Source organism: Mucilaginibacter sp. UYP27 (assembly GCF_040547175.1).
Classification (GTDB): domain Bacteria; phylum Bacteroidota; class Bacteroidia; order Sphingobacteriales; family Sphingobacteriaceae; genus Mucilaginibacter.
The window spans coordinates 1-20,044 of record NZ_JBEPPE010000009.1; the positions used below are offsets into that span (position 1 = coordinate 1).

Here is a 20,044-nt window from a genome sequence, read left to right on the forward strand (position 1 = left end):
TATTATCAAGGATTGCGGGGCTAATTTTACAGCCGCAACCTGCACCGTGCGAGTATTGAGTCAGTCTTATGGTTTGATTATCCATTAGTATCAAGTATATTAGGAGTAAAATTTAAAACGTGATGAACATGTTTTGCAATGTTGGCGTCTTTTAGTTCCAATGAAAATACCCGCGCTTTATTTCGTTTGCTTAAACCGGTTCGGTAGGTTTTGTCATAGTAAACCAGAACGATCTTTACAAAGTCTTTCATGCGGCCTTCCATGATAGCTTCTATAGCGTACTTGGTTTGCTCCGGACCGAGCCGTTTACGGATGCGCTCGGTAGATTCTATTAGAAACTCTTTGGATAAACAACCATATTCAGCTGCCAATGCGTCAACCCGTTGTTCAAAGTCAACAGTGATATTAATCATTGGCGCATCCCGCATTTGATGCCAGAAGGAATTAGGTATCGAACGTTTACCTATGGTCAGGCTTTCATCTTCCACCCAAATCTTTTTTTGATTGTCCAACTTTCTGAGCTGATTGGCCAGGTTATTTTCAAATTGCTCCTGTGTCGGCTGCAGCATTTTATTCATGCTTCCATAAGATGAACCCTGGTGCTGTGCCAGATCTTCCAGGTCAATCACCTGCTCGCCCATGCGCTGAAGTTGATGTAATAGCCGGGTTTTACCTGAACCGGTCATGCCGCCAAGAATTTGAAGCTGGTATTGTTTTTCAAACTGCTGGTGCACCCAGCCACGATATTTTTTATAACCGCCCTGTATAACGTAAACTTCGAAGCCATAGAGATCAAGCGCCCAGGCCATGGCCCCACTCCTCATACCGCCGCGCCAGCAGTGAACTGCTATCTTTTTATTCGGCGCAATTAATAAAGCTTGCTTAATAAAGCCTGACCACTTAGGGCCTGTGAGGTCGAACCCTAAAAGGATAGCCTCTTCACGGCCAACCTGCTTGTAAGTTGTACCTACTTTAACCCGCTCTTCATTACTGAAAAGTGGCAGGCTAAACGCATCCGCGATATGGCCATGCTCAAATTCCGCAGATGTTCGTACATCAATAAGAGGGATGTCAACCTGCACCTGCAGAAAATCGTTGATCAATATTGGCTTTACCATCGTGGTGCAAATATACAGTTGTATTTAATTCCCCGCTGATTTACAGGCATTCGTGCTAAAATATGTTTAACCACTGCGCAAACACTATCTCTTTCTTACTAATAATAATTAAGCCCTTACTTTTAATAAACTGGCATTGATAGCAACAACCACGGTGCTGACAGTCATTAACACGGCACCTACGGCCGGACTTAACACAATACCATGGTTATAGAGCACACCGGCAGCCAATGGTAATGCAATTACATTATAACCTGTTGCCCAGATCAGGTTCTGTATCATTTTACGGTAAGTTGCTTTACCGAACAATACCAGGCTAACAATATCTTTGGGGTTACTGTTAACCAGAACAATCCCAGCCGTTTCCGCCGCAATATCGCTTCCCGACCCTACAGCTATACCGATATCTGCCTGTGCCAGCGCAGGCGCATCGTTAACACCGTCCCCGGTCATCGCTACAAACTCGCCTTTACTTTGTAGTTCTTTGATCTTTTCTAATTTTTGATGCGGCAATACCTCGGCAATGAAGCTATCCATACCTAATGTTTTACTTACGCTGGCAGCTACTTTTTTGTTGTCACCAGTAAGAAGGATAGACTTGATGTTCTCTTCTTTCAATATTTTGATAGCTTCCGCTGATTCGGGACGGATCTCATCTGATAAGGCTATATAGCCTGTCAGTTTTTGATCGATCAATACAAACACCACTGTTTCGGTTTCATTAGCACTAAAACCATCCGGGAGCGTAATGTCATTATCCTTTAAATAACCGGGACTGACAACCAAAAGTTTTTTGCCCTCTACAGTGGCTTCAACACCCTGCCCAGTAATCGCCTTAAAGTTTTCGGCCTGTGGGATCGTTAGTTTCAGGTCTTTAACTTTTTGCAGGATTCCTGTGGCAATGGGATGCTCTGACTTTTGTTCTAAAGCCGATGCCAGGCGGATCAACTCGTTCTCCTTAATATCTTTATCCAACAATACCACTTTCGATATTTCAAACTTCCCAACGGTGAGCGTCCCCGTTTTATCAAATACAATCGTGGTAATTTTCCTTGCATTTTCAAAAGCAGTTCTATTTTTGATCAAAAGGCCGTGTTTTGCAGACAAAGCGGTTGATTTGGCTACGACAAGCGGTACCGCTAACCCCAAAGCATGAGGACAGCAAATAACGATCACCGTTACCATTCTTTCCATCGCGAATGCCAAAGTCTGCCCTGTTAAGTACCAGTATAGAAATGTACCGATGCCTGTAACCAACGCAATTACGGTTAGCCATTTGGCTGCAGTATCTGCCAATAACTGTGTCTGAGATTTAGATTTTTGCGCATCATCTACCAGTTTGACCACCTGGGACAAATAGGAATCTTTAGCTGCATGGGAAACCGTTACTTTAAAGGAGCCATTGCCGTTGATAGAACCGGCGATTACCTTATCCCCCTTTACTTTTAATACCGGCTTAGATTCACCGGTCAGCATCGATTCGTTCAGGTAACTTTCTCCTTCCAGTATGATCCCGTCGGCTGCCACTTTTTCACCAGGCTTTATGAGGATGATATCCTTTTCTTTCAGGCTGTCTGTTTTTACGTCATGCACCATATCCGGCATAACCATGTGTGCTTCGGCTGGCATGAGTTGAACCAATAACTCCAGTTCCTTTGATGCGCCCATTACGGACCTCATTTCTATCCAGTGGCCCAACAGCATGATCAGAATAAGGGTGGCCAGTTCCCAAAAGAAATCCATCCCTTTCAAACCGAATACGATAGCAACGCTATAGCTGTAGGCAACGGTAATGGCAAAGCCGACGAGGAACATCATGCCTGGACTTTTGGTTTTTATTTCAGTAACCGAACCGGTTAGAAAAGGCCAGCCACCATAAACAAATACGATAGAGGATAAAACAAACAAGATATAGGAAGAGCCTGTAAATTCCCAGTTTATCCCCATAAAGTGCTGTATCATGGTAGATAACAACATAATAGGAATGGTCAATATCAGCACCACATAAAACCGCTTTTTAAAATCAGCGATCATCATGGCATGGTGGTCATACTCCGACATGCCCATGTGGGCATCATGCCCTTTATGCATTTTACTGTGATCGATACCTTCCGGCATTTTGCTCATATCCATAGGTCTTGATTTAAATTGGTAATTATAATTATGCTTTATTCGCCGCTTTTTCTTTTGCCTTCATTAACCAATAGCAATGTGCGGCTCAAGCATGAAGCTTAAAGTTTTTGTACGTGGGTTCCAAAATTATGCCACTGCGGATCTAAAATGGCGCAGTTCTCCTTGTCAATATCTTCGTAATCAAAACGTTTTCGCCATATATATAATATGATCTATTCTTTTTGACCATACCTGATTTTCGCCGCCAGCACCGATAAAGTTTCCGTATTGTCGATAAGATACAATTCCTTACCGGTATTATCCCTAACCATACTGTTCTTATCAATATAGCCAAGTTTAGTTCCCGCGTGGTTATGTATCCCACCACTGGCATTAATAAAAAAAATTCCGGTCGTATCGTTTGCTTTTTGTGCAAACGCGCTCATTGCAACGAAGGTTGTGCGCGTTAGTACCATCAATTATAGAAGATGCAGTTTTTTAGATCATTTTTTTAGTGGAAGTATGTGTTAACTATCACAAAAATCCTTTATCAAACATTGTATTTTGTAGGGGGGCTAAAATAGGGATTCTATACACTCATTAAGGACTTACTCTATTACAATAGTCAATTTCACAGACTATCGTTTCTCCAATATTAGACAGTTTGCCGCAAAATCGAGTTACAACGGTTTTGGCATTGAAGTTTGTTTACAATGCACACATTTTCTTTGGGCCGTGAAATTTGAACTAATGTATTTTAAATTTACACAATCTAAGTATCCAGGCGCGACTTTTTGTGCCATTCAAAAATCGTATGTCGTTGATCCATACTGTTCAGCATAGTTGCTAACGAAAAATATATTTCGGCTCTACCTGGCGGTGTTTAATTATATTAAAATTTGTTGCGATCGATGTATATCAGTGTGCTGTTTAGTGCATAAAATTCTGCTTTTTAAAAATATTTAATTAAGTTTACTACCAAATATGGCTAACAAATATCTTGACCCCGGTAACAAATTTTCGCTTAATCAGAAATTCAGAGAAAAGAGATTTAAATTTTTTGTTGAACATTTAGAAAAAATAAAAACTGACAAACCAATACGCATTTTAGATGTGGGAGGAATGGAGATTTATTGGGAAAGGATGAATTATTTAGACCCTGCGAAGATCCATATTACCTTATATAATTTATTTGAAAACCCGGCAAGTTATAACAATATAACCAGTGTTGTGGGCGATGCAACCGACCTTAGCCGCTACGCTGACGGTGAATTTGACATGGTTTTTTCAAACTCTGTAATAGAGCATTTGTACACAAAAGAAAATCAGCAGAAAATGGCTGATGAAATAAGAAGGGTTGGTAAAAGTTATCATGTGCAAACACCAAATTATTACTTCCCTATCGAACCCCATTGGTTATTTCCGATGTTTCAGTTTTTGCCGAAAGGTTTAAAAGTTTTTCTTACCACTAACTTTAAACTGGGCCATATTGGCAAATTACCAAAGGAAAAAGCAATTGATGTTGTAAATGAAGTTAGCTTACTTAAAGAGAGCGAAATGAAGGCCCTCTTTCCTGATGGACATGTTTACAGGGAGAAATTTGCCGGCTTGGTAAAGTCCATCACGATGTATCGCTAAGCCGAAGAGACAAAAAATATTATTATTAAAACTACCTGATTATTCCGGTTAGGTAGTTCTTTAATAACTAAAAGTTTAAACCGTTCTTCCGATAATGGCATTTTATTCAAGCAACAACTCAGCTGGTAGTTATTATATATAATTTATTGACGATGAGATTTTTAGTGTGCTTTATATCATTAGGTTTAAGTAGTATTGGTTGTTTTGCCCAAAAAGCTAACAAACTTGATTACACTATTGCGCCGTGGCTCAATAATAAAAAAGCAGCGGTAACACTTACGTTTGATGATGGCTTGCATGGCCAATATTATATAGCGTTGCCGTTGCTTATGCAATATGGGTTCAAATCCACCTTCTTCGTCACTGTAAACACCGTTAATAATCAGGTAAAGAACTGGGATGTGATAAACAAAGCGGTGTTGGCCGGTAATGAAATAGGAAACCATTGCATCACTCATCCGCATTTTAAAAACATGCCGCTTGACAGTATTGCTATAGAAAGTATAGTATCAAACAAGTTGATAAATACCAGCTTAACATCGCAAAAAGTTATTACCCTTGCATATCCGTTTGGCGAAGGCGGCGGCAATACCGAAAAGGATCAACAAATAAGGCAAACCATCACTAAATTTTATATTGGAGCAAGGGCCACGCAAAACAAGCCATACGCTTATAACAAGTATGATTTTGCAAAAACCAACGATGATTATTACAAAGTGAACAGTGTTATGATAGCCGATTTGGGCAGCATGAATAACTTTGGTAAATATATTGATCAGACCATTGCCGATGGCGGTTGGTTTTGCCCAACCTACCATGGTATTGCTGATGGGTGGATAATTACTCCGGAAGCTACGTTTAAAAAACATTTAGCCCAACTGGAGCAACGTAAAGCTGATGTTTGGATAGCACCTTTTAGAAATGTGCTACAATATCATAAAGAACGTAATAGCGCCAAATTAACAGCAACAAGCCGCACAAGTAAAACCTGGAGATTAGCCCTTACAGACACATTGAGCAACGGGCAAAACTTTGACCAGCCTTTAACCATTAATTTAAATATTAACAGTCGAAAAATAAGATCTGTTAGCCAAAAAGGAAAGGCAATTAATTTTGTTGCAGACAAAAACAAAATAGTGTTTAATGCCCTACCCGGCAATGATAATATTGTAATTGAATTTTAATCTTTCGAGTTTAAGTCATCTTAAACAATCTCTAAAACTAACATCTAAAGCATTATAACGTTTCTGTGTCTGATAATACTTATGGTGCGATTATTGACAAGTATTTACTTTCAAACACATCTTTTGATATGCGAAGATTAGTGATGATTGATGATAATCAGATAGAACATCTGATTATGCAAAAAATGTTTGACCGTTACGAATTGTTCCACAATGCCGACCACGCTTCGGACGGAAGGGTTATAATCGATCTGTTGAGTAAAGAAAAAATCCACACAACCGAGATCCCAGATATTATTTTTCTTGACCTCCATATGCCCGATTTTAGCGGCTGGGATTTCCTGGAACAGTTTGAAAAATTGCAACAATCGCTAAAAAAATCGGTACGGATTTATATAGTTTCTTCATCTGTTAATCCAGAAGACATAGCAAGGGCCAAAAAGTATCCGTTTGTGCATGATTTTATCACAAAACCAGTAAAAAGAGACCTACTGGATTCGTTATATGCTAGCTATTTAAACCGTATTGCCAGTTAGGATTTGCGTCCTCATTCTTTTTTTAAAATAGCATCAATGTAACTAATACCACCACATTGACGTAAACGCTGCTATTGTAATTATTCAGCGTATATGCGTCGACTTGTATTTTTGGTATTGATTGTCCTGCTCTATAGTTGCAAGAAAAGTGATTTACAGGCCCCTGAAAGTCCTGCGATAAGTACGGAAACTGGCAGCTCTAACACCGGTAATGGAAAACCTACCGGAAACGAGTCACCATCTAATACCTGGCCGAAAGCACTTGTGGCGCTGCCAAAACGGGTTGCTTTTGGTACAAACGGAGACTATACGCAAAGTGCTAATTACATAAAAGAAAGTGACTATCAGTATCAATATTTAGCTGACGATATATTTACAGGCGGCTGGGCTTCCTGGAACTCCCCTACCGGCGAATTTGCCAAAAAGTTTTTGGAGAAAACCGATAACATGGGTAAGATTCCGGTTTTTACTTACTACAACATTGTTCCCGCCAAAAACCGTTACCAAGATCCAGCTTTCGCCAATTTAAATGATAGTGAAGTGATGAATAAATATCTTGCTGACTGGAAATTGCTGTTACAAATCTGCAATAAATTCGGCAAAACTGTAATTATCCATTACGAGCCCGATCTATTCGGCTATATGCAATTTTATAAAAAAGACCCAATAAAAAGCGTCATAAAAGTAAGCCAAAGCGATTACCCGGATGCAAAGCCATTTACAAACGATTTAAAAGGCCTGGCGCAAACTATAGTCAGCATGCGCGATAAGTATGCACCAAATGTATTATTAGCATGGCATGCCTCACAATGGGCTGCAGGCTTAGGTTTAATTTTAAACAAACCCAACCCAGAACAAATGGCTACCGAAACGGCCAACTATTACGAATCTTTACAGGCACCATTTGACCTTATCTTCTCTGAATTTTCTGATTGTGATAGCGGCTATGACCAGTTTGTTAATAATAAGCTTAACACAGCATGGTGGTCTACTACCCAGTTCCCAGCTAATAATGACATAAACGATTTTGACCGTTTTCAACGTTTCCTGAAAAAATTAAACCAGCAAACAGGTCAAAAAATAATATTGTGGCAAATCCCGGTTGGCAACACCGCCACTGCAACTTGTAACAACAAAAGCGGCCATTATAAGGATAACAAAGCAGAATACTTTTTGCAGCCGGTGCTTTCAAATGGTAATATGGGAAATATAAAAGCTTATGGAGAAGCGGGCGTAATAGCGTTTCTGTTTGGTAATGGGCTAAACAATTGTACAAGTTACCTGGATAGTAAAAGAGATGGCATTACAGGTGCCGGCGAAGCAGCAGATGATGATGGCGGGTATTTGCGAAAAGCTGTAGGGGCATATTATCGTCAAGGGGCTTTAGCTATACAGTAGCTGCAACGAAAAATTGCCGTTATAACAAAAGTAAAGAATCAGAAAAGCTTGTTAATAATGCGCGGGAGTTTGGCTGTTTAATACATCGCTAAAAACCAGGGAAAATTGCTGGGAGTTTACTGGTTTAATAATGTATTCTGTGATGTCCGAATGGTTTTTGACCCTCACGATATCTTTGTATGATAAAGAAGAGGTTACCATAAATATGGATATCTTTCTGCTTAGGTGGATCTTAACGTATTCAAATGCCTTTATAAAATCCCACCCGTTCATTTGGGGCATATCTATATCAAGGAAAATTACGTCAGGTAACGACTCGTTATTACGAGGGTCAGCTAAAAAATCAACCGCATCACGGCCGTTGTTAAAATCCACAACATTTCCGCATAATTGTTTCATAGCCACAAACTTACGAAACCCGTATTTGTAGATTTCATCGTCATCAACTATCCAAACTGTTTGCAAAGCGTTACCCATGTTAAGGCTTTTACGAATATGGGAGCCATAGGGTTACAATAAATCTCGGCTAGATGCAAGTTTTATAATAAATTTGGTACCCACATTTACGATGCTTTCAACATTTATCGTCCCCCCAAGCGCCTCTATCTGGTTACGGGTGATATATAACCCAATCCCTTGCGAATCTGATTTTCTGTGGAAGGTCTCATACATCCCAAAAATCTTGCTTCCATATTTTTCCAAATCTATACCCATCCCGTTATCCTCAAAAGTAATGTGTATATCATTATTCTCGATCCTGCTCTCACATTTTATGATGGGCCTGCGATCGGGATGGCGGTATTTTATAGCATTACTAAGCAAATTATGGAAAATGCTTTCAAGATATGCAGGTAGGTATTTCACAGCCGGGCATTGGGAAAAATCGTATTGGACTATTGCATCAGCCGATTGAATATTAGATTGAAGCGCATTGACAATGCTTCTGAAAAGAAGTTCAAAAAAAATAACCGTTTTGTTATTATTCTTTTCAGAATCGACCTGGACGATCTCATTTAAGTGTTCGATCATCGTACCCAGGGTCGCGCTAATTGTTTCAATATGAGAAAACACTTCAAGGCGCTCCTCTGCATTATTACTTTCCTTGTGCAGGTTTACCATAATTTGCAAATTGCCAACATAAGAGCGTAAATTATGTGATACAATGTGCGCGAAGTTTTCTAACCGCTTGTTCTGTTCGTTAACATAAGTTAGTGATGATTTTAATTCAGTTTCATATTGCTTGCTAAGGCTGATATCCTGCACCACCCCCTTAACCAAAAAGCATTTTCCATACTTATCAATTTCCGCAACGGCCTTCATCTTAACCCATACTATTCTATTTTTTCCTGTCTTGAGTTGCACGTCAAGATCAAAAGGCCGCCCTATTGTAACGCAGATCTGGACAGCATCTGCAACCAGGCTCTTATACTGTGGGAGGAAAAGGTTATATAACTCATTTAGGCTGTAGATGCTTTGCTGTAATTCAAAAATATCAAGTGCCTCTTTACTTGTTACCAGTTTGTTTGTAGCTACAACTATCTCCCATCGCCCAAGTTTAATCAGTTTGTTGGTGTCGGTTACAAAAATATTATCGGTAGCAAGCTGCAGTTGCGAAATTTTAAACTGATGAATATTGATAAGGGTACCAACCAACTTACCATCGGTGTATTTTTGGATAGCACTTTGATACCATTGGTAACCAATTTTGGTAAGTAAGCGTACATCGTATACCCTTAGCGAACCTAAGCCGGTATGGTTTAGCGACTCTAAGAAAATGCCTTTATCTTCATAATAGATCAGGTGATCAACAAAATATTGATACGAGCATTCTATCTCGCCGGGTTCATAGCCTAAAACTTTATAAAAGCCAACCGACCATATAACATTTCTGGTGTAAAGGTCAATCTCCCAGACCCCTCCGTTAGTGCTATTAATTATTTCGGCGAGATTAGGTGTGTCATCCGTAAACAGATAACTTTCAAATAAACTCATATTTCTCCACCTTTAATTCCCAAGGGTATTTGCCTTGATCTCCGCATGCATTTAAACTGATTTAAAGACATTTATAACTACAGTTTATACATAGCTAAAAATAAACAAGTTTATTCAATCATTTGTAGTAAGTAACAAAAACATTTCTTTACGTGAACTCAGAAATTAACATCTATATCTTTTTAATGTTTGAATAACATATTATTATCTGTTAGTGTAAGCCGTTCAAAACCATCACTATAGCTCAAAGTTGTACAATTATTTGCTTACCATCCTCATCGTATTCATAAGGATTTTAATAATATGATGCCCTTCTCTGAATCTTGCAACACATTCTGTACGCAACTTAATCCGGGGTAAAACCGTATAACAAAGTAATAAAATGCAAACACGGCTGTTTGTGTTATATACGTTATGCCATGAAAAAGATAGGATTTCAACTCGAAATTATAATGTCGTTAGCTTTGGTCTTTGGCTTTAACACTGCATCAGCGCAACGAAAACATCTCATTTTTGAATCGACATTTGATTCTCCCGCATCCATAACTAAATGGTATGAAAGAAGTATAACAAAGCCCTGGTCGGCGATAATCGCAACCGATATAGTTAGGGCCGGAAAAGGCTGTTTGAAGGTCGATTTGATCCGTGGAAAAGACATTTTAAATGGCCCGAGGGCGGAATTGGGGATGGCACCTCAAGCTACGGGGGAATCGTGGTACGGTTTCTCTAATTTTTTTCCGACAAAATATGAAAGTGATGTTGCACCGGAGATTATAAACCAATGGCAGGGAAAGCCCGATCTTGCTATAGGGGAAGCCTGGAGAAGTCCGCCATTAGGCTTGGAACTACGCCTGAATAGGTACAGGGTAGCAATAAGATGGGCCGCAGATAAAATAAATACGGTTTTAAATACCAAGGTTGAATACGTTGATTTAGGGCCTATAGAGCATAACAAATGGAACGACTGGGTATTTCATATTAAATGGGGTTATAAATCCGGAACCCTGCAGATCTGGAAAAACGGAAAATTGATATTAGAACGTTTGAACAAACCAATTGGATACAATGATGTTTTATACCCCTATTTAAAGGTGGGGATATACAAATGGGAATGGAGCAACCCTAAAACCCTATCTACGTCAAAGGAAAGGTCATACTATATTGATGAGGTAAGGGTTGGTAACAACCTGGCTACCTATAATGATGTATTCCCGGGTGCAGCTGCAACTGTACTACCTATTGTTTCGAACAGTTTAAAAGTTGTCAAAAATAAGGATGGTACCTACTCAGCTACATTTGTCGCTGCCGGCAATGTCACTCAACTCTCCAAATTTGTACTTTACATCTCAGTAAATAACGGTAAAAACTATATACCAACCACAACGGCTTCAACGGTAAGCTTGGTAAAAGACAAAAAATACACATTGATATTCAAAGCAAAATGAAGATAAAATTATTGTTGTTCATATTATGTACAGGGTTACTTTCCTGTAAAAAAGAGGTTGCGGGGAATGTTATGGCAAAGCCTGATCCTATAGTTAGTACACCCGAAATTCCCTCTACCGAAATTGCGACAGCATATCTGCTTGTTATAACTGCAAATGCAGATACAACAATATCGGATACGGTCTCATTAAGTAAATAAGCGACCTGTCGGTATGTTCTTAAGCTATTCCGGTATTAAATATTTCAGAACCTTTGCAGGGTTGCCTGCAACTACAGCGTACGCGGGAACGTCTTTAGTTACGATACTCCCTGCACCAATTACCGCGTTATCCCCTATTGTAATTTGGCCCAATATACAAACCTGGGCACCGATGTTAACATTATTACCAATTACCGGGCAGTCATTCTTCATAGCATGGCCCTTGTTACCTAAAGTGGTGTTATGCCTAAGCGTGCAATTTTCGCCTATAATTGTTGCGTTATTTATAATAAGCCCTACGCCGTGATAAACAATTAGACCTTTGCCAATTTTTGTTGCATAAGGTATTTCTATACCATATACCCATTCAACCCAAAACTTGTATAAACCTAAGTAAGGGATCATTGCAATTTTGAAGAGCTTGTTTTTCTTTGCGCAACTTGCCAACCGGTATGTAAAGGTAATAAGTTTGCCTTTTGTATAACCTTTGTTTCTTTCCCAATCCTGTGTTAAAAAACCCATTACTATTCCTCTGCTATATTATTATTTCTGTACCTGATTAATTTAGCCGGGACGCCGCCAACGATTGCATAAGGCGCAACATCCTTCGTGACAACTGCTCCTGTACCTATGATTGAACCTTTACCCAGCCTTATACCCGGCATTACAACAACGTTCCTCCCTATCCAAACGTCATCTTCTATGATAACCGGCTCATTCTTGGTTGATCCTTGTTTGATGATGGGGATGTCTATAGAATCGAACTTATGTGTTACGGCCAGTATGGCTACATTTTGCGCAATCAATACATAGTTGCCAATTATTGCCGACTGGATGTAAACGTCTTCATTGATTTGGCAGTTATCCCCAATGGTTAAAACATCTTTCATCCCAAACCGAAACCCGTTTTGTATCACGTTATTCTTACCTATGGTTACCAATTGGCGAAGTATCCCTATCCTTAAAGCATTAAATGTATGCCCCATTGGGAAATAGCTTGAGGGCAGGTTCTTAAATATAAAAAAATACAAAAACAGTAAAATACGTTTCATACAATGTTTTGATATAGTTTAAAAACCGACTTGGCAACGCTGGTAGCATCTAGCCCTATATTAATTAATCTTTCCCTGCCGTTTGATCGCCTTTGCTCCGCCGGCAGCGACAAAATTTGCCTAATAGCTGAGATAAAATCATCAGGGTTAAATGAATCTACTACATAACTATTCTCAACACGGTCAAGCAGGTCTTTAACATCACCAACTGCAGTTGAAACGATAGCTTTGTTGCAAGCCATGGCTTCTTTAATGATTTGTGGAGAACCTTCTATAGTTGAGGTCATTAGTAACAGATCGATTTTATTCAAGCTAATAGTTACTTCTTCGCGGGTCATCCCATGAAATTCAATTACCCTTATTTCATAATCAGCACGCAAACATTCGACTATGGCGCTAAATAATGGGTAATTCTTTTCTTTTCGATCTTTATTCCCGGGGAACCCGATTACTATTTTAGGCGATCTCTGAATGTTCGGTATTTCTTTAAAAGTATCAATATCCGTTCCGCACGGTAACTTTACCAATTTATCCTTGTGCTTTTGTAAAAGCGCTATCATATCATCATTCAATACAATTACTTTAGCAGCCTTTTTTACTGCGGCCAATGTTATGTTTTTTTGCATTATATGATTAACGTAACCCTTTTTCATAAACAGCTCACCGCTGTGCAATGTCATTATAACAGGGATAGGCGGTGTATAGAACAATAAAAATAAAGCGGAGAGGCCATAATGCACATGGATAAGGTCGAACTCCCCGTTTTTTACAAGATCTTTGATTGCAGCGATACTTTTTAAATAATTTGTTTTATCGGCACGTCCGTTTATAAAATAAACTTTCTTTTGAATGCCTGATATCCGTTCTATTTCCTCTATCTGTTCTTTAACATGTATCCCGAAATAAATATAATCCGGAACAGGATACATGTTTGTTATGAATAATACCCTCATTTGTGAAAAAGGTTAAGTCTGTTGAATATTAATGTGAGCAGAATAATTAAAAAGCATGATAACCCTATATGATTAAGGCTACCTTTTTGATTGTTCCATTTTTTGCCGTTCTGATAATATGATCTTATAAATATAATCCCCCACAAAGTCCTGCGCTACATAGTTCCAATGTCCATGTTCGCGGGTTACATCCCAATAATCGTATTCAATTCCCTTGGGTGTAAATTCTTTCTTCAGGGCCTGGTCTACGTTATATACATCAATGTTCATTTTGTTAGCTTTCTCTGTAAGCCCTTTAGGTATATCGCTTCTGAATAAAAAAATGCATCGCTTATCTTTTACCCAGGCAAACGATCTGATAAACCGTTCTTCAGCTTCAAAAGAGGGACTCATGCCTTCGGGCGGGGCACTTGGTTTCCTGAATGCCGTATAGAACTTGTCAAACAAAATTCCATCTATCTCATCTTTTCTCTTAGAAATTTTATAGGCGTTATTTGCTGCGTACACAAGGGCGCTGTTATCAAACGCGAATGAAAGTTTTTTATAAACCTTATATATCTTGCTCTTTGTAAAGGAATAATCAATAATAACAGAGTCCTTAAAGGGTTTAATTACCGGCGATGGGACAAAATTATTTGACGACATGAAATCATCATATTTAACCAGGAACACTAAAACATCAGGATTAAACTCTTTTACATAATTCATGTAAGCTATCATCATATCGTTAAAATCGTAATTACCCACCCCAAAGTTTAAAACTTCATATTTGGGCGATGGCAATCCAAGGTTGAGCTTTCGCTCTGCTATCCGGGCAAAATGATACTTATCAAAAAGTTGAAAACCCTCAACGTATGAATCGCCAATCATCGCTATCCTGATCTTTTTGGGGTCTTTTTTCTTCGGATAAGGAGTTCCAAGATACCCGTATTGGTTTGTGGTACCCATATAAAAACCTTCGCCAAAATACACGATCCTTTTTGACGGTAACATCTTTTTTCCTTGTATTGGGCTAAGCTCAAAATAAGGCATCTGAAATTCTATCAGCTGAAAATAAGTTTCAAGAAATATTAGTCCGGCAATAAGGCCGGCAATAAATAAACCTGATCGTAAGATAGTTTTAATCATGGTTAGAATTGAAAATAAATAAATGGAGCCGGTTTTGAATTGATAAGGAATAATGCTACACCAATAAACATAGCACATAACAAACCATACATAAGCGGCGGATATTTTATTCTGTTTAAGAATACATGACTTTGCGTTTTGTATTCAAACAAGTCGCAAATAAAGCTTACCCCGGCAAACCCAAGTAAAATTGTAGCAAAGCGCCATGGGTAAGTTCCCCAAGTCCAGTTTTCAAGCTTCCCTACTACCGCATAAACATCGTGCATACCCTTAGCCCGGAAAAACAACCATGCTATGAGTACCAATAAATAAGTAAATACCATGCCAGGCAAAACCTTCAGGACATTACGTATAGAATTTAACGGATGATGAACTGCAGTAATCTTTTTATTACCCAGCATTAGCTTATGTACAGCCAGATATATTCCATGTAACCCACCCCATATAACAAACGTCCAGCTTGCGCCGTGCCACAAGCCCCCTATAAGCATAGTAAGGAAAAGATTAACATAGGTTCTCCCCTTTCCTTTTCTGTTGCCACCTAACGCGATATATAAATAATCGCGAAGCCAGGATGAAAGAGAAATATGCCATCTTCGCCAAAACTCAGTAATATTTGTAGAAAGGTACGGCTGATTAAAATTCTTCATTAGCTCAAAACCAAACAGCTTGGCCGTGCCCCTTGCAATATTAGAATAACCCGAAAAGTCTGCGTAGATCTGAACAGAAAATAGTACCCAGGCAAAAACCACTTCCCAGGATGAGTACCTATCCATGTGAGTGAAGATCTGGTCTACAAACCTTCCAGATGCATCCCCAATCAGTACCTTTTTAAATAAGCCGTAGATAATCAATATCGTACCATCTAAAAATTGCTGTTTGGTAGCATGGTTTTTCCTGCTGACCTGAGGAATAAGTATTACGGCACGTTCAATTGGCCCAGCTACTAACTGCGGGAAAAATGCCACAAATAGGGCATAATCCCAAAAATCACGTATGGGCTTTAAGTTACCTTTATAAATGTCGAATGTGTACGATAGAGATTGGAAAGTATAAAAGGATACGCCTACCGGAAGAATAATGTGCAGGTGCAGAAAGTCAACATTATAGCCAAACTGCGATCCAATATGTTGAAAGCTTTCGATAAAGAAATTGAAATACTTAAAAAATCCGAGTATCCCTAAATTCACAATTATACTTACATATAGAAATAGCTTTTTCTTTTTAGGTTCGGTAACGGCACCCATCTTTAAGCCAAGTATATAATCTATAATAGTAGAGGCCAATAGCAAAAAACAAAAGCGCCAGTCCCAGTAGCCATAAAAAATATAGCTAACACCAAGCAGGTAAAGATTTCTGTGCCGTTTAGTTTTTAATAAATAATATATAGGTAAAACCGTCAGCAGAAAAAAGAAAAACACAAATGAATTAAACAACATATATTTTGTGGGGCTTAGATTAAAAATCGAATAAAGAGAGATTAAATGTTTATTAAAATATAATTATGTTTTTTTTGAAACGTCGGCATCAGTTATCTTACAGTACAATTTCATAAACAGTTCATATAAAGCAGGGCTAAATTTAAACAGGTTTAGAGAGTACTTATGTTTGGCGCTAACACAGCTATTTTGTTTAGCGTTAAAGTATGTGCCCAGGTTATGGGCTACAATATTATATTCTGATCGGTGCTTGTTTTTGCCTGATATCAATATGGTATTGAGCAATGAAATGTTTGCTACTAAATCGAAATTTAAGGCTTCGTTTAATAATCCTTTGAACCGATCACGACAGCCCTCAAGGATTTTTTTGGATACAAGAATGGTATCCATATACTTTGCGTTAAATTTTGACATGCTCACCGAGTTATCCCTGATTATGTAGTTATACATAATAACGTCTTCAAATACCACTCTTTTAGCTTCGCCAAATACCAAAAAGTTATAAAGGATATCCTCATAAATGGCTCCTTCGAATTTAATTTTTTTGGCAATACCGGCTTCATAGATCTTATCGTACACGCTTCTAAGAAATTCCTTTTTCAATAAAGCAGCTAAAGCTTCTTCTGTATCGTAAGTTTTTGTTGTTTTAGTACCGTAATACAATTCAACAATACCCAAAATCTCTTTTTTAACGCCACAAATCGATATATCCGCACTATAATTAAAAGCATTGTTGATTAGGGTTTCATACATATCAGCAGCGAGTGTATCATCACAATCAACAAAGCCAATGTACTTCCCTGAAGAATGAAGTACACCTGTATTTCTGGCTTCCGATACGCCTTTATTCATTTGGTGAATAACAGATACTCTTTTATCCTGCCTGGCAAAATCCTCACATATTTCAGCGCTGCTATCTGTTGAGCCATCGTTAACCAATATCAACTCGAAATCAGTAAACGTTTGGTTTAAAATAGATTGCAGGCAAAGGCGGATATACCTGTCCTTATTATAAACCGGGACTATTACTGACAATACTGGCATAACCTTCTTAAATGCGTATTAATTTTAAAATATTTAATGCTGTAACATCCAACACTACGGCACTTCAAATCCGACTCCGAACAAAGTGATTTCTGACCTTTTTATAGAATATATATAACAACGGAAGAACGATAACCACAACAAAACCGATAAAGACGACATTTGGATTAAACCCATCTGACAAGTACTTATAGGCCAATACAAAACAAGCCACCAAAACATAAAAGGTTAGCGCGTTTTTAAGATTAGTAACTTTCAGTTTAATCAGCACAATATTCTGTGCAACATGGAAAACAACAAATGATCCAAAAATGGAATAGTTTATTACTGATAACGAACGGCTGTAATGCAGGCCTATTAAACACCCGGTTAAGTTAACTACCAACACCAAAAAGTTTAGCAGCATATCCAACCGTTCTTTTTTCATTGCAACCAATAAATTGGCTTGCAAAAAAACAGCAGGAAACATCAGGAGTGTTAAAAACATTTGCTTCATACAACCCGCTGCCAACAGGAATTTTAGCCCAAAAACAAATGGTATAATAGTTTGCGCGTATGATTGTATAAACGCGTAAGTGCTTATTACAAAAATGGCATAGCCAAACGAAACGATGTTATAGAATTTCCTTACGTTTTCGTCATCTTTAGCTGCAATAAACCCAACAAACTTGGGATAGATGGTAACTGATGCGACAATGGACAGCTGAGTGAATATAGAAAATATTTTATAAGCGATCTCGTAATTTGCTACATCGGCAGCATTAAGATATTTGGAAATTATTATGGTTGCGCTACGCCAAAATATGATTGAGGAACCTACGATAAGGATAAAATTCCAATTTAAAAGCACATTCTTCTTAAAATCAAGCATGGTCACTTTAAACTTCCATAGATTTGAAAAAGTAATGCTTCCTTCCGATCCTATCCTGATAAAAACATTGACCGTAGCCAACCTGATAATTACCAGAAGCACGGATAGATAGATAAGTGATAGAGGATGAAAAAATAAAATGCAGCCAATTGCTAATCTTAACAGACCATCTGCGGCCATTATAATAGCTGTTTTCTTTTGCTGAAACTGGGCTACATTTAAGCTTTTAAGCGCATATATAATGTTATCAAATATGATGTTTGTACCCAAAATTATTGCGAGTACCCTTATTTGTTCGCTGGGATATATGATAAATGCAAGGCCGATATTTATAACGTAAAATAAAAATCCTAATATGGTTTGGATCTTTATAAACCTATAGGCAAGGGATGATTGATCTTCAAGTTTATAACCATATTCGCGAATGAACCAATGCCCCAGGCCCATAGAAGAAAATCCTACTATTAGCTGGTAAATGGTATTAGCGATAAGAAAGTCTGAAAAGTCTGGTATGGAATAATACCTGGATACAATGATAAAAAATAAACTTAAAAACAGTGTCTGAAAGACGGTAGATAACAACCCCCAAAAGCTGTTGTTGACAAAACTCGACTTACCTATCAGTCGTATATTACTGAATTTCAGCTTCATAAGTAAGTTTATTGTTGCTTTCTAAAATTAAAATGCAAATAAATGTAATCAGGGTCAGTAATATCCTTTTATCGAAAAGTGAATAAGCGGCAATAAAGGTAATTAGCCAGCTTATAAGCCCTGCCGTAAGTATAAAAACAATAATGCTTGCATGGCCGCTCAAGTAACTTTTGATCCCTGTATAAACCGGCCTAAGTATAAATAAGAACGTTATTATAAAGCCAAGTGCCCCGGTCTCAGTCAGTATCATCCAATATCCGCTTTCGGGTTGTCCGTACCCAAAAAACAAAACCTCATTATCCTCATTAATGGTGTAATTGTTAGAATAATTAGCATTGTAAGGTTTAAAATTGCCGCTTCCAATACCTAAAAGCGGATGCTTCAAATATATGCCGCGAGCCTCATTCCATAAAGCTTCGCGAAAAGCATAATCTTCGTCCAAGTGCCCTGCACGGTTCAATATCATTAAAGAACTTGAGAAAAAAAGAAAAACAGCGGCTCCAACAATAAGGATGGAGGCGATAATCATTTTGTAATGTGTACCAAAAACAAAAAATAAGAAAATCATACCGGCAAAAATCGCTACAAGTGCAGATCTGCCCCCTGTTTGCAGCAGCGCAACAATTATGACCAAGAAAAAGAAGTAATTTTTTATGTCAGGATAACCGATCGGTTTGTTATTGCGAAAAGCGGCCGTTAGTTTTTGCCCTATTGCATTTATATTTACAAGAGTTGTCTCATCCTTATAGTTTATAAAAAACAAGAAACTTGTCATTACTAAGTATTGCCCATACATCTGCGGATCATGGAAAAAGCTTGGGTATCTAATCACGCCCTCTTCAATTGAGGTATTTCTATTTAATACGGGGTAAAAGGTAAACCTTAACCCAACGATCATTTGAATGACAAGAAATAACACTGAAAACAGGCATACAATTTTCAGTGTTTGCACTACCTTTTTTTGGAATTCCCTATCGGCAAAACACTCTGTCAACAAGGCTTTCGCATAAATAAATACCGGGAAAACAGCAGAGAGCGCGATGAGCGAATTTTTAATGTATGGTGAGTTCAAACTCCCAAATACTAAGACAAGTATGAACAAACAAAATAGGATATTATAAATTAGAAACACTCTTCTGATTTTAACAAAGTCGCTAAAAAATGCGACGAAAAATATATAGGAAACAAAATCGAAAACCCTTAGCCGGCCCCATTCAACTGTGGTAATTGCCAGATCCATTATTGGTAAAAGGCATAGCACATAAAGGATATAAAACCTCTTT

At 38.2% G+C, this 20,044-nt stretch carries 18 protein-coding genes and 1 pseudogene; 6 read left to right on the forward strand and 13 right to left on the reverse strand.

Annotated features, from left to right (window positions below):
• Positions 1 to 77: 77 nt before the first annotated feature.
• The 3 genes from mnmH to ABIB39_RS19675 form a co-directional block, all read right to left on the reverse strand.
• Entirely contained in the window at positions 78 to 1,118 is a 1,041-nt protein-coding gene (gene mnmH, locus ABIB39_RS19665) for a tRNA 2-selenouridine(34) synthase MnmH (RefSeq protein ID WP_354431886.1), read from the reverse strand.
• 108 nt (positions 1,119 to 1,226) lie between these two features.
• The gene (locus ABIB39_RS19670) at positions 1,227 to 3,251 is read right to left on the reverse strand and encodes a copper-translocating P-type ATPase (RefSeq protein WP_354431887.1); all 2,025 of its coding nucleotides are present in this window, start codon (positions 3,249 to 3,251) and stop codon (positions 1,227 to 1,229) included.
• A gap of 212 nt (positions 3,252 to 3,463) precedes the next feature.
• Positions 3,464 to 3,676 (reverse strand): hypothetical protein, encoded by a 213-nt coding sequence (locus ABIB39_RS19675; protein ID WP_354431888.1) that lies wholly within the window; start codon positions 3,674 to 3,676, stop codon positions 3,464 to 3,466.
• Positions 3,677 to 4,214: 538 nt separating this feature from the next.
• On the opposite strand from ABIB39_RS19675, the gene ABIB39_RS19680 reads away from it, so the two are divergent.
• From ABIB39_RS19680 to ABIB39_RS19695, 4 genes are all read left to right on the forward strand, one after another.
• Positions 4,215 to 4,868 (forward strand): class I SAM-dependent methyltransferase, encoded by a 654-nt coding sequence (locus tag ABIB39_RS19680; RefSeq protein ID WP_354431889.1) that lies wholly within the window; start codon positions 4,215 to 4,217, stop codon positions 4,866 to 4,868.
• A gap of 152 nt (positions 4,869 to 5,020) precedes the next feature.
• Positions 5,021 to 6,052: a polysaccharide deacetylase family protein gene (locus ABIB39_RS19685; RefSeq protein ID WP_354431890.1), complete on the forward strand. Its 1,032-nt coding sequence runs from the start codon at positions 5,021 to 5,023 to the stop codon at positions 6,050 to 6,052.
• Positions 6,053 to 6,180: 128 nt separating this feature from the next.
• Positions 6,181 to 6,588, forward strand: coding sequence for a response regulator (locus ABIB39_RS19690; RefSeq protein ID WP_354431891.1), 408 nt, complete (start codon positions 6,181 to 6,183; stop codon positions 6,586 to 6,588).
• Positions 6,589 to 6,681: 93 nt separating this feature from the next.
• Positions 6,682 to 7,986 (forward strand): hypothetical protein, encoded by a 1,305-nt coding sequence (locus tag ABIB39_RS19695; protein ID WP_354431892.1) that lies wholly within the window; start codon positions 6,682 to 6,684, stop codon positions 7,984 to 7,986.
• Positions 7,987 to 8,037: 51 nt separating this feature from the next.
• Here ABIB39_RS19695 and ABIB39_RS19700 read toward each other — a convergent pair whose 3' ends face one another.
• Both ABIB39_RS19700 and ABIB39_RS19705 read right to left on the reverse strand, forming a co-directional pair.
• Positions 8,038 to 8,463, reverse strand: a complete 426-nt coding sequence (locus tag ABIB39_RS19700; RefSeq protein ID WP_354431893.1) for a response regulator — start codon at positions 8,461 to 8,463, stop codon at positions 8,038 to 8,040.
• A gap of 33 nt (positions 8,464 to 8,496) precedes the next feature.
• Positions 8,497 to 9,978: a sensor histidine kinase gene (locus ABIB39_RS19705; protein WP_354431894.1), complete on the reverse strand. Its 1,482-nt coding sequence runs from the start codon at positions 9,976 to 9,978 to the stop codon at positions 8,497 to 8,499.
• Between the two features lie 419 nt (positions 9,979 to 10,397).
• Here ABIB39_RS19705 and ABIB39_RS19710 point away from each other — a divergent pair, with 419 nt between their 5' ends.
• Positions 10,398 to 11,423, forward strand: coding sequence for a polysaccharide lyase family 20 protein (locus ABIB39_RS19710; RefSeq protein ID WP_354431895.1), 1,026 nt, complete (start codon positions 10,398 to 10,400; stop codon positions 11,421 to 11,423).
• The gene (locus ABIB39_RS19715) at positions 11,420 to 11,623 is read left to right on the forward strand and encodes a hypothetical protein (protein WP_354431896.1); all 204 of its coding nucleotides are present in this window, start codon (positions 11,420 to 11,422) and stop codon (positions 11,621 to 11,623) included. Before ABIB39_RS19710 ends, ABIB39_RS19715 begins: the two co-directional genes overlap by 4 nt.
• Positions 11,624 to 11,647: 24 nt before the next feature.
• On the opposite strand, the gene ABIB39_RS19720 is transcribed toward ABIB39_RS19715, so the two are convergent.
• The 8 genes and pseudogenes from ABIB39_RS19720 to ABIB39_RS19755 form a co-directional block, all read right to left on the reverse strand.
• The gene (locus ABIB39_RS19720; protein ID WP_354431897.1) at positions 11,648 to 12,145 is read right to left on the reverse strand and encodes a serine O-acetyltransferase; all 498 of its coding nucleotides are present in this window, start codon (positions 12,143 to 12,145) and stop codon (positions 11,648 to 11,650) included.
• 26 nt (positions 12,146 to 12,171) lie between these two features.
• Positions 12,172 to 12,330: pseudogene (locus ABIB39_RS23310) on the reverse strand (DapH/DapD/GlmU-related protein); the annotation flags it as partial.
• Between the two features lie 341 nt (positions 12,331 to 12,671).
• Positions 12,672 to 13,628 carry a glycosyltransferase family 4 protein gene (locus tag ABIB39_RS19730; RefSeq protein ID WP_354431899.1) on the reverse strand — a complete coding sequence of 319 codons (957 nt, stop codon included), beginning with the start codon at positions 13,626 to 13,628 and terminating at the stop codon, positions 12,672 to 12,674.
• A gap of 78 nt (positions 13,629 to 13,706) precedes the next feature.
• The gene (locus tag ABIB39_RS19735) at positions 13,707 to 14,756 is read right to left on the reverse strand and encodes an SGNH/GDSL hydrolase family protein (RefSeq protein WP_354431900.1); all 1,050 of its coding nucleotides are present in this window, start codon (positions 14,754 to 14,756) and stop codon (positions 13,707 to 13,709) included.
• Between the two features lie 2 nt (positions 14,757 to 14,758).
• A complete protein-coding gene (locus ABIB39_RS19740; protein ID WP_354431901.1) occupies positions 14,759 to 16,042 on the reverse strand; it encodes an MBOAT family O-acyltransferase in 1,284 nt (427 codons plus the stop codon).
• 216 nt (positions 16,043 to 16,258) lie between these two features.
• The gene (locus ABIB39_RS19745; protein ID WP_354431902.1) at positions 16,259 to 17,239 is read right to left on the reverse strand and encodes a glycosyltransferase; all 981 of its coding nucleotides are present in this window, start codon (positions 17,237 to 17,239) and stop codon (positions 16,259 to 16,261) included.
• Positions 17,240 to 17,303: 64 nt separating this feature from the next.
• On the reverse strand, positions 17,304 to 18,761 hold the full coding sequence (locus ABIB39_RS19750; protein ID WP_354431903.1) for a lipopolysaccharide biosynthesis protein: 1,458 nt from the start codon (positions 18,759 to 18,761) through the stop codon (positions 17,304 to 17,306).
• Entirely contained in the window at positions 18,742 to 20,001 is a 1,260-nt protein-coding gene (locus tag ABIB39_RS19755) for an O-antigen ligase family protein (protein WP_354431904.1), read from the reverse strand. The genes ABIB39_RS19750 and ABIB39_RS19755 overlap by 20 nt, the downstream gene beginning before the upstream one ends.
• Positions 20,002 to 20,044 lie beyond the last annotated feature (43 nt).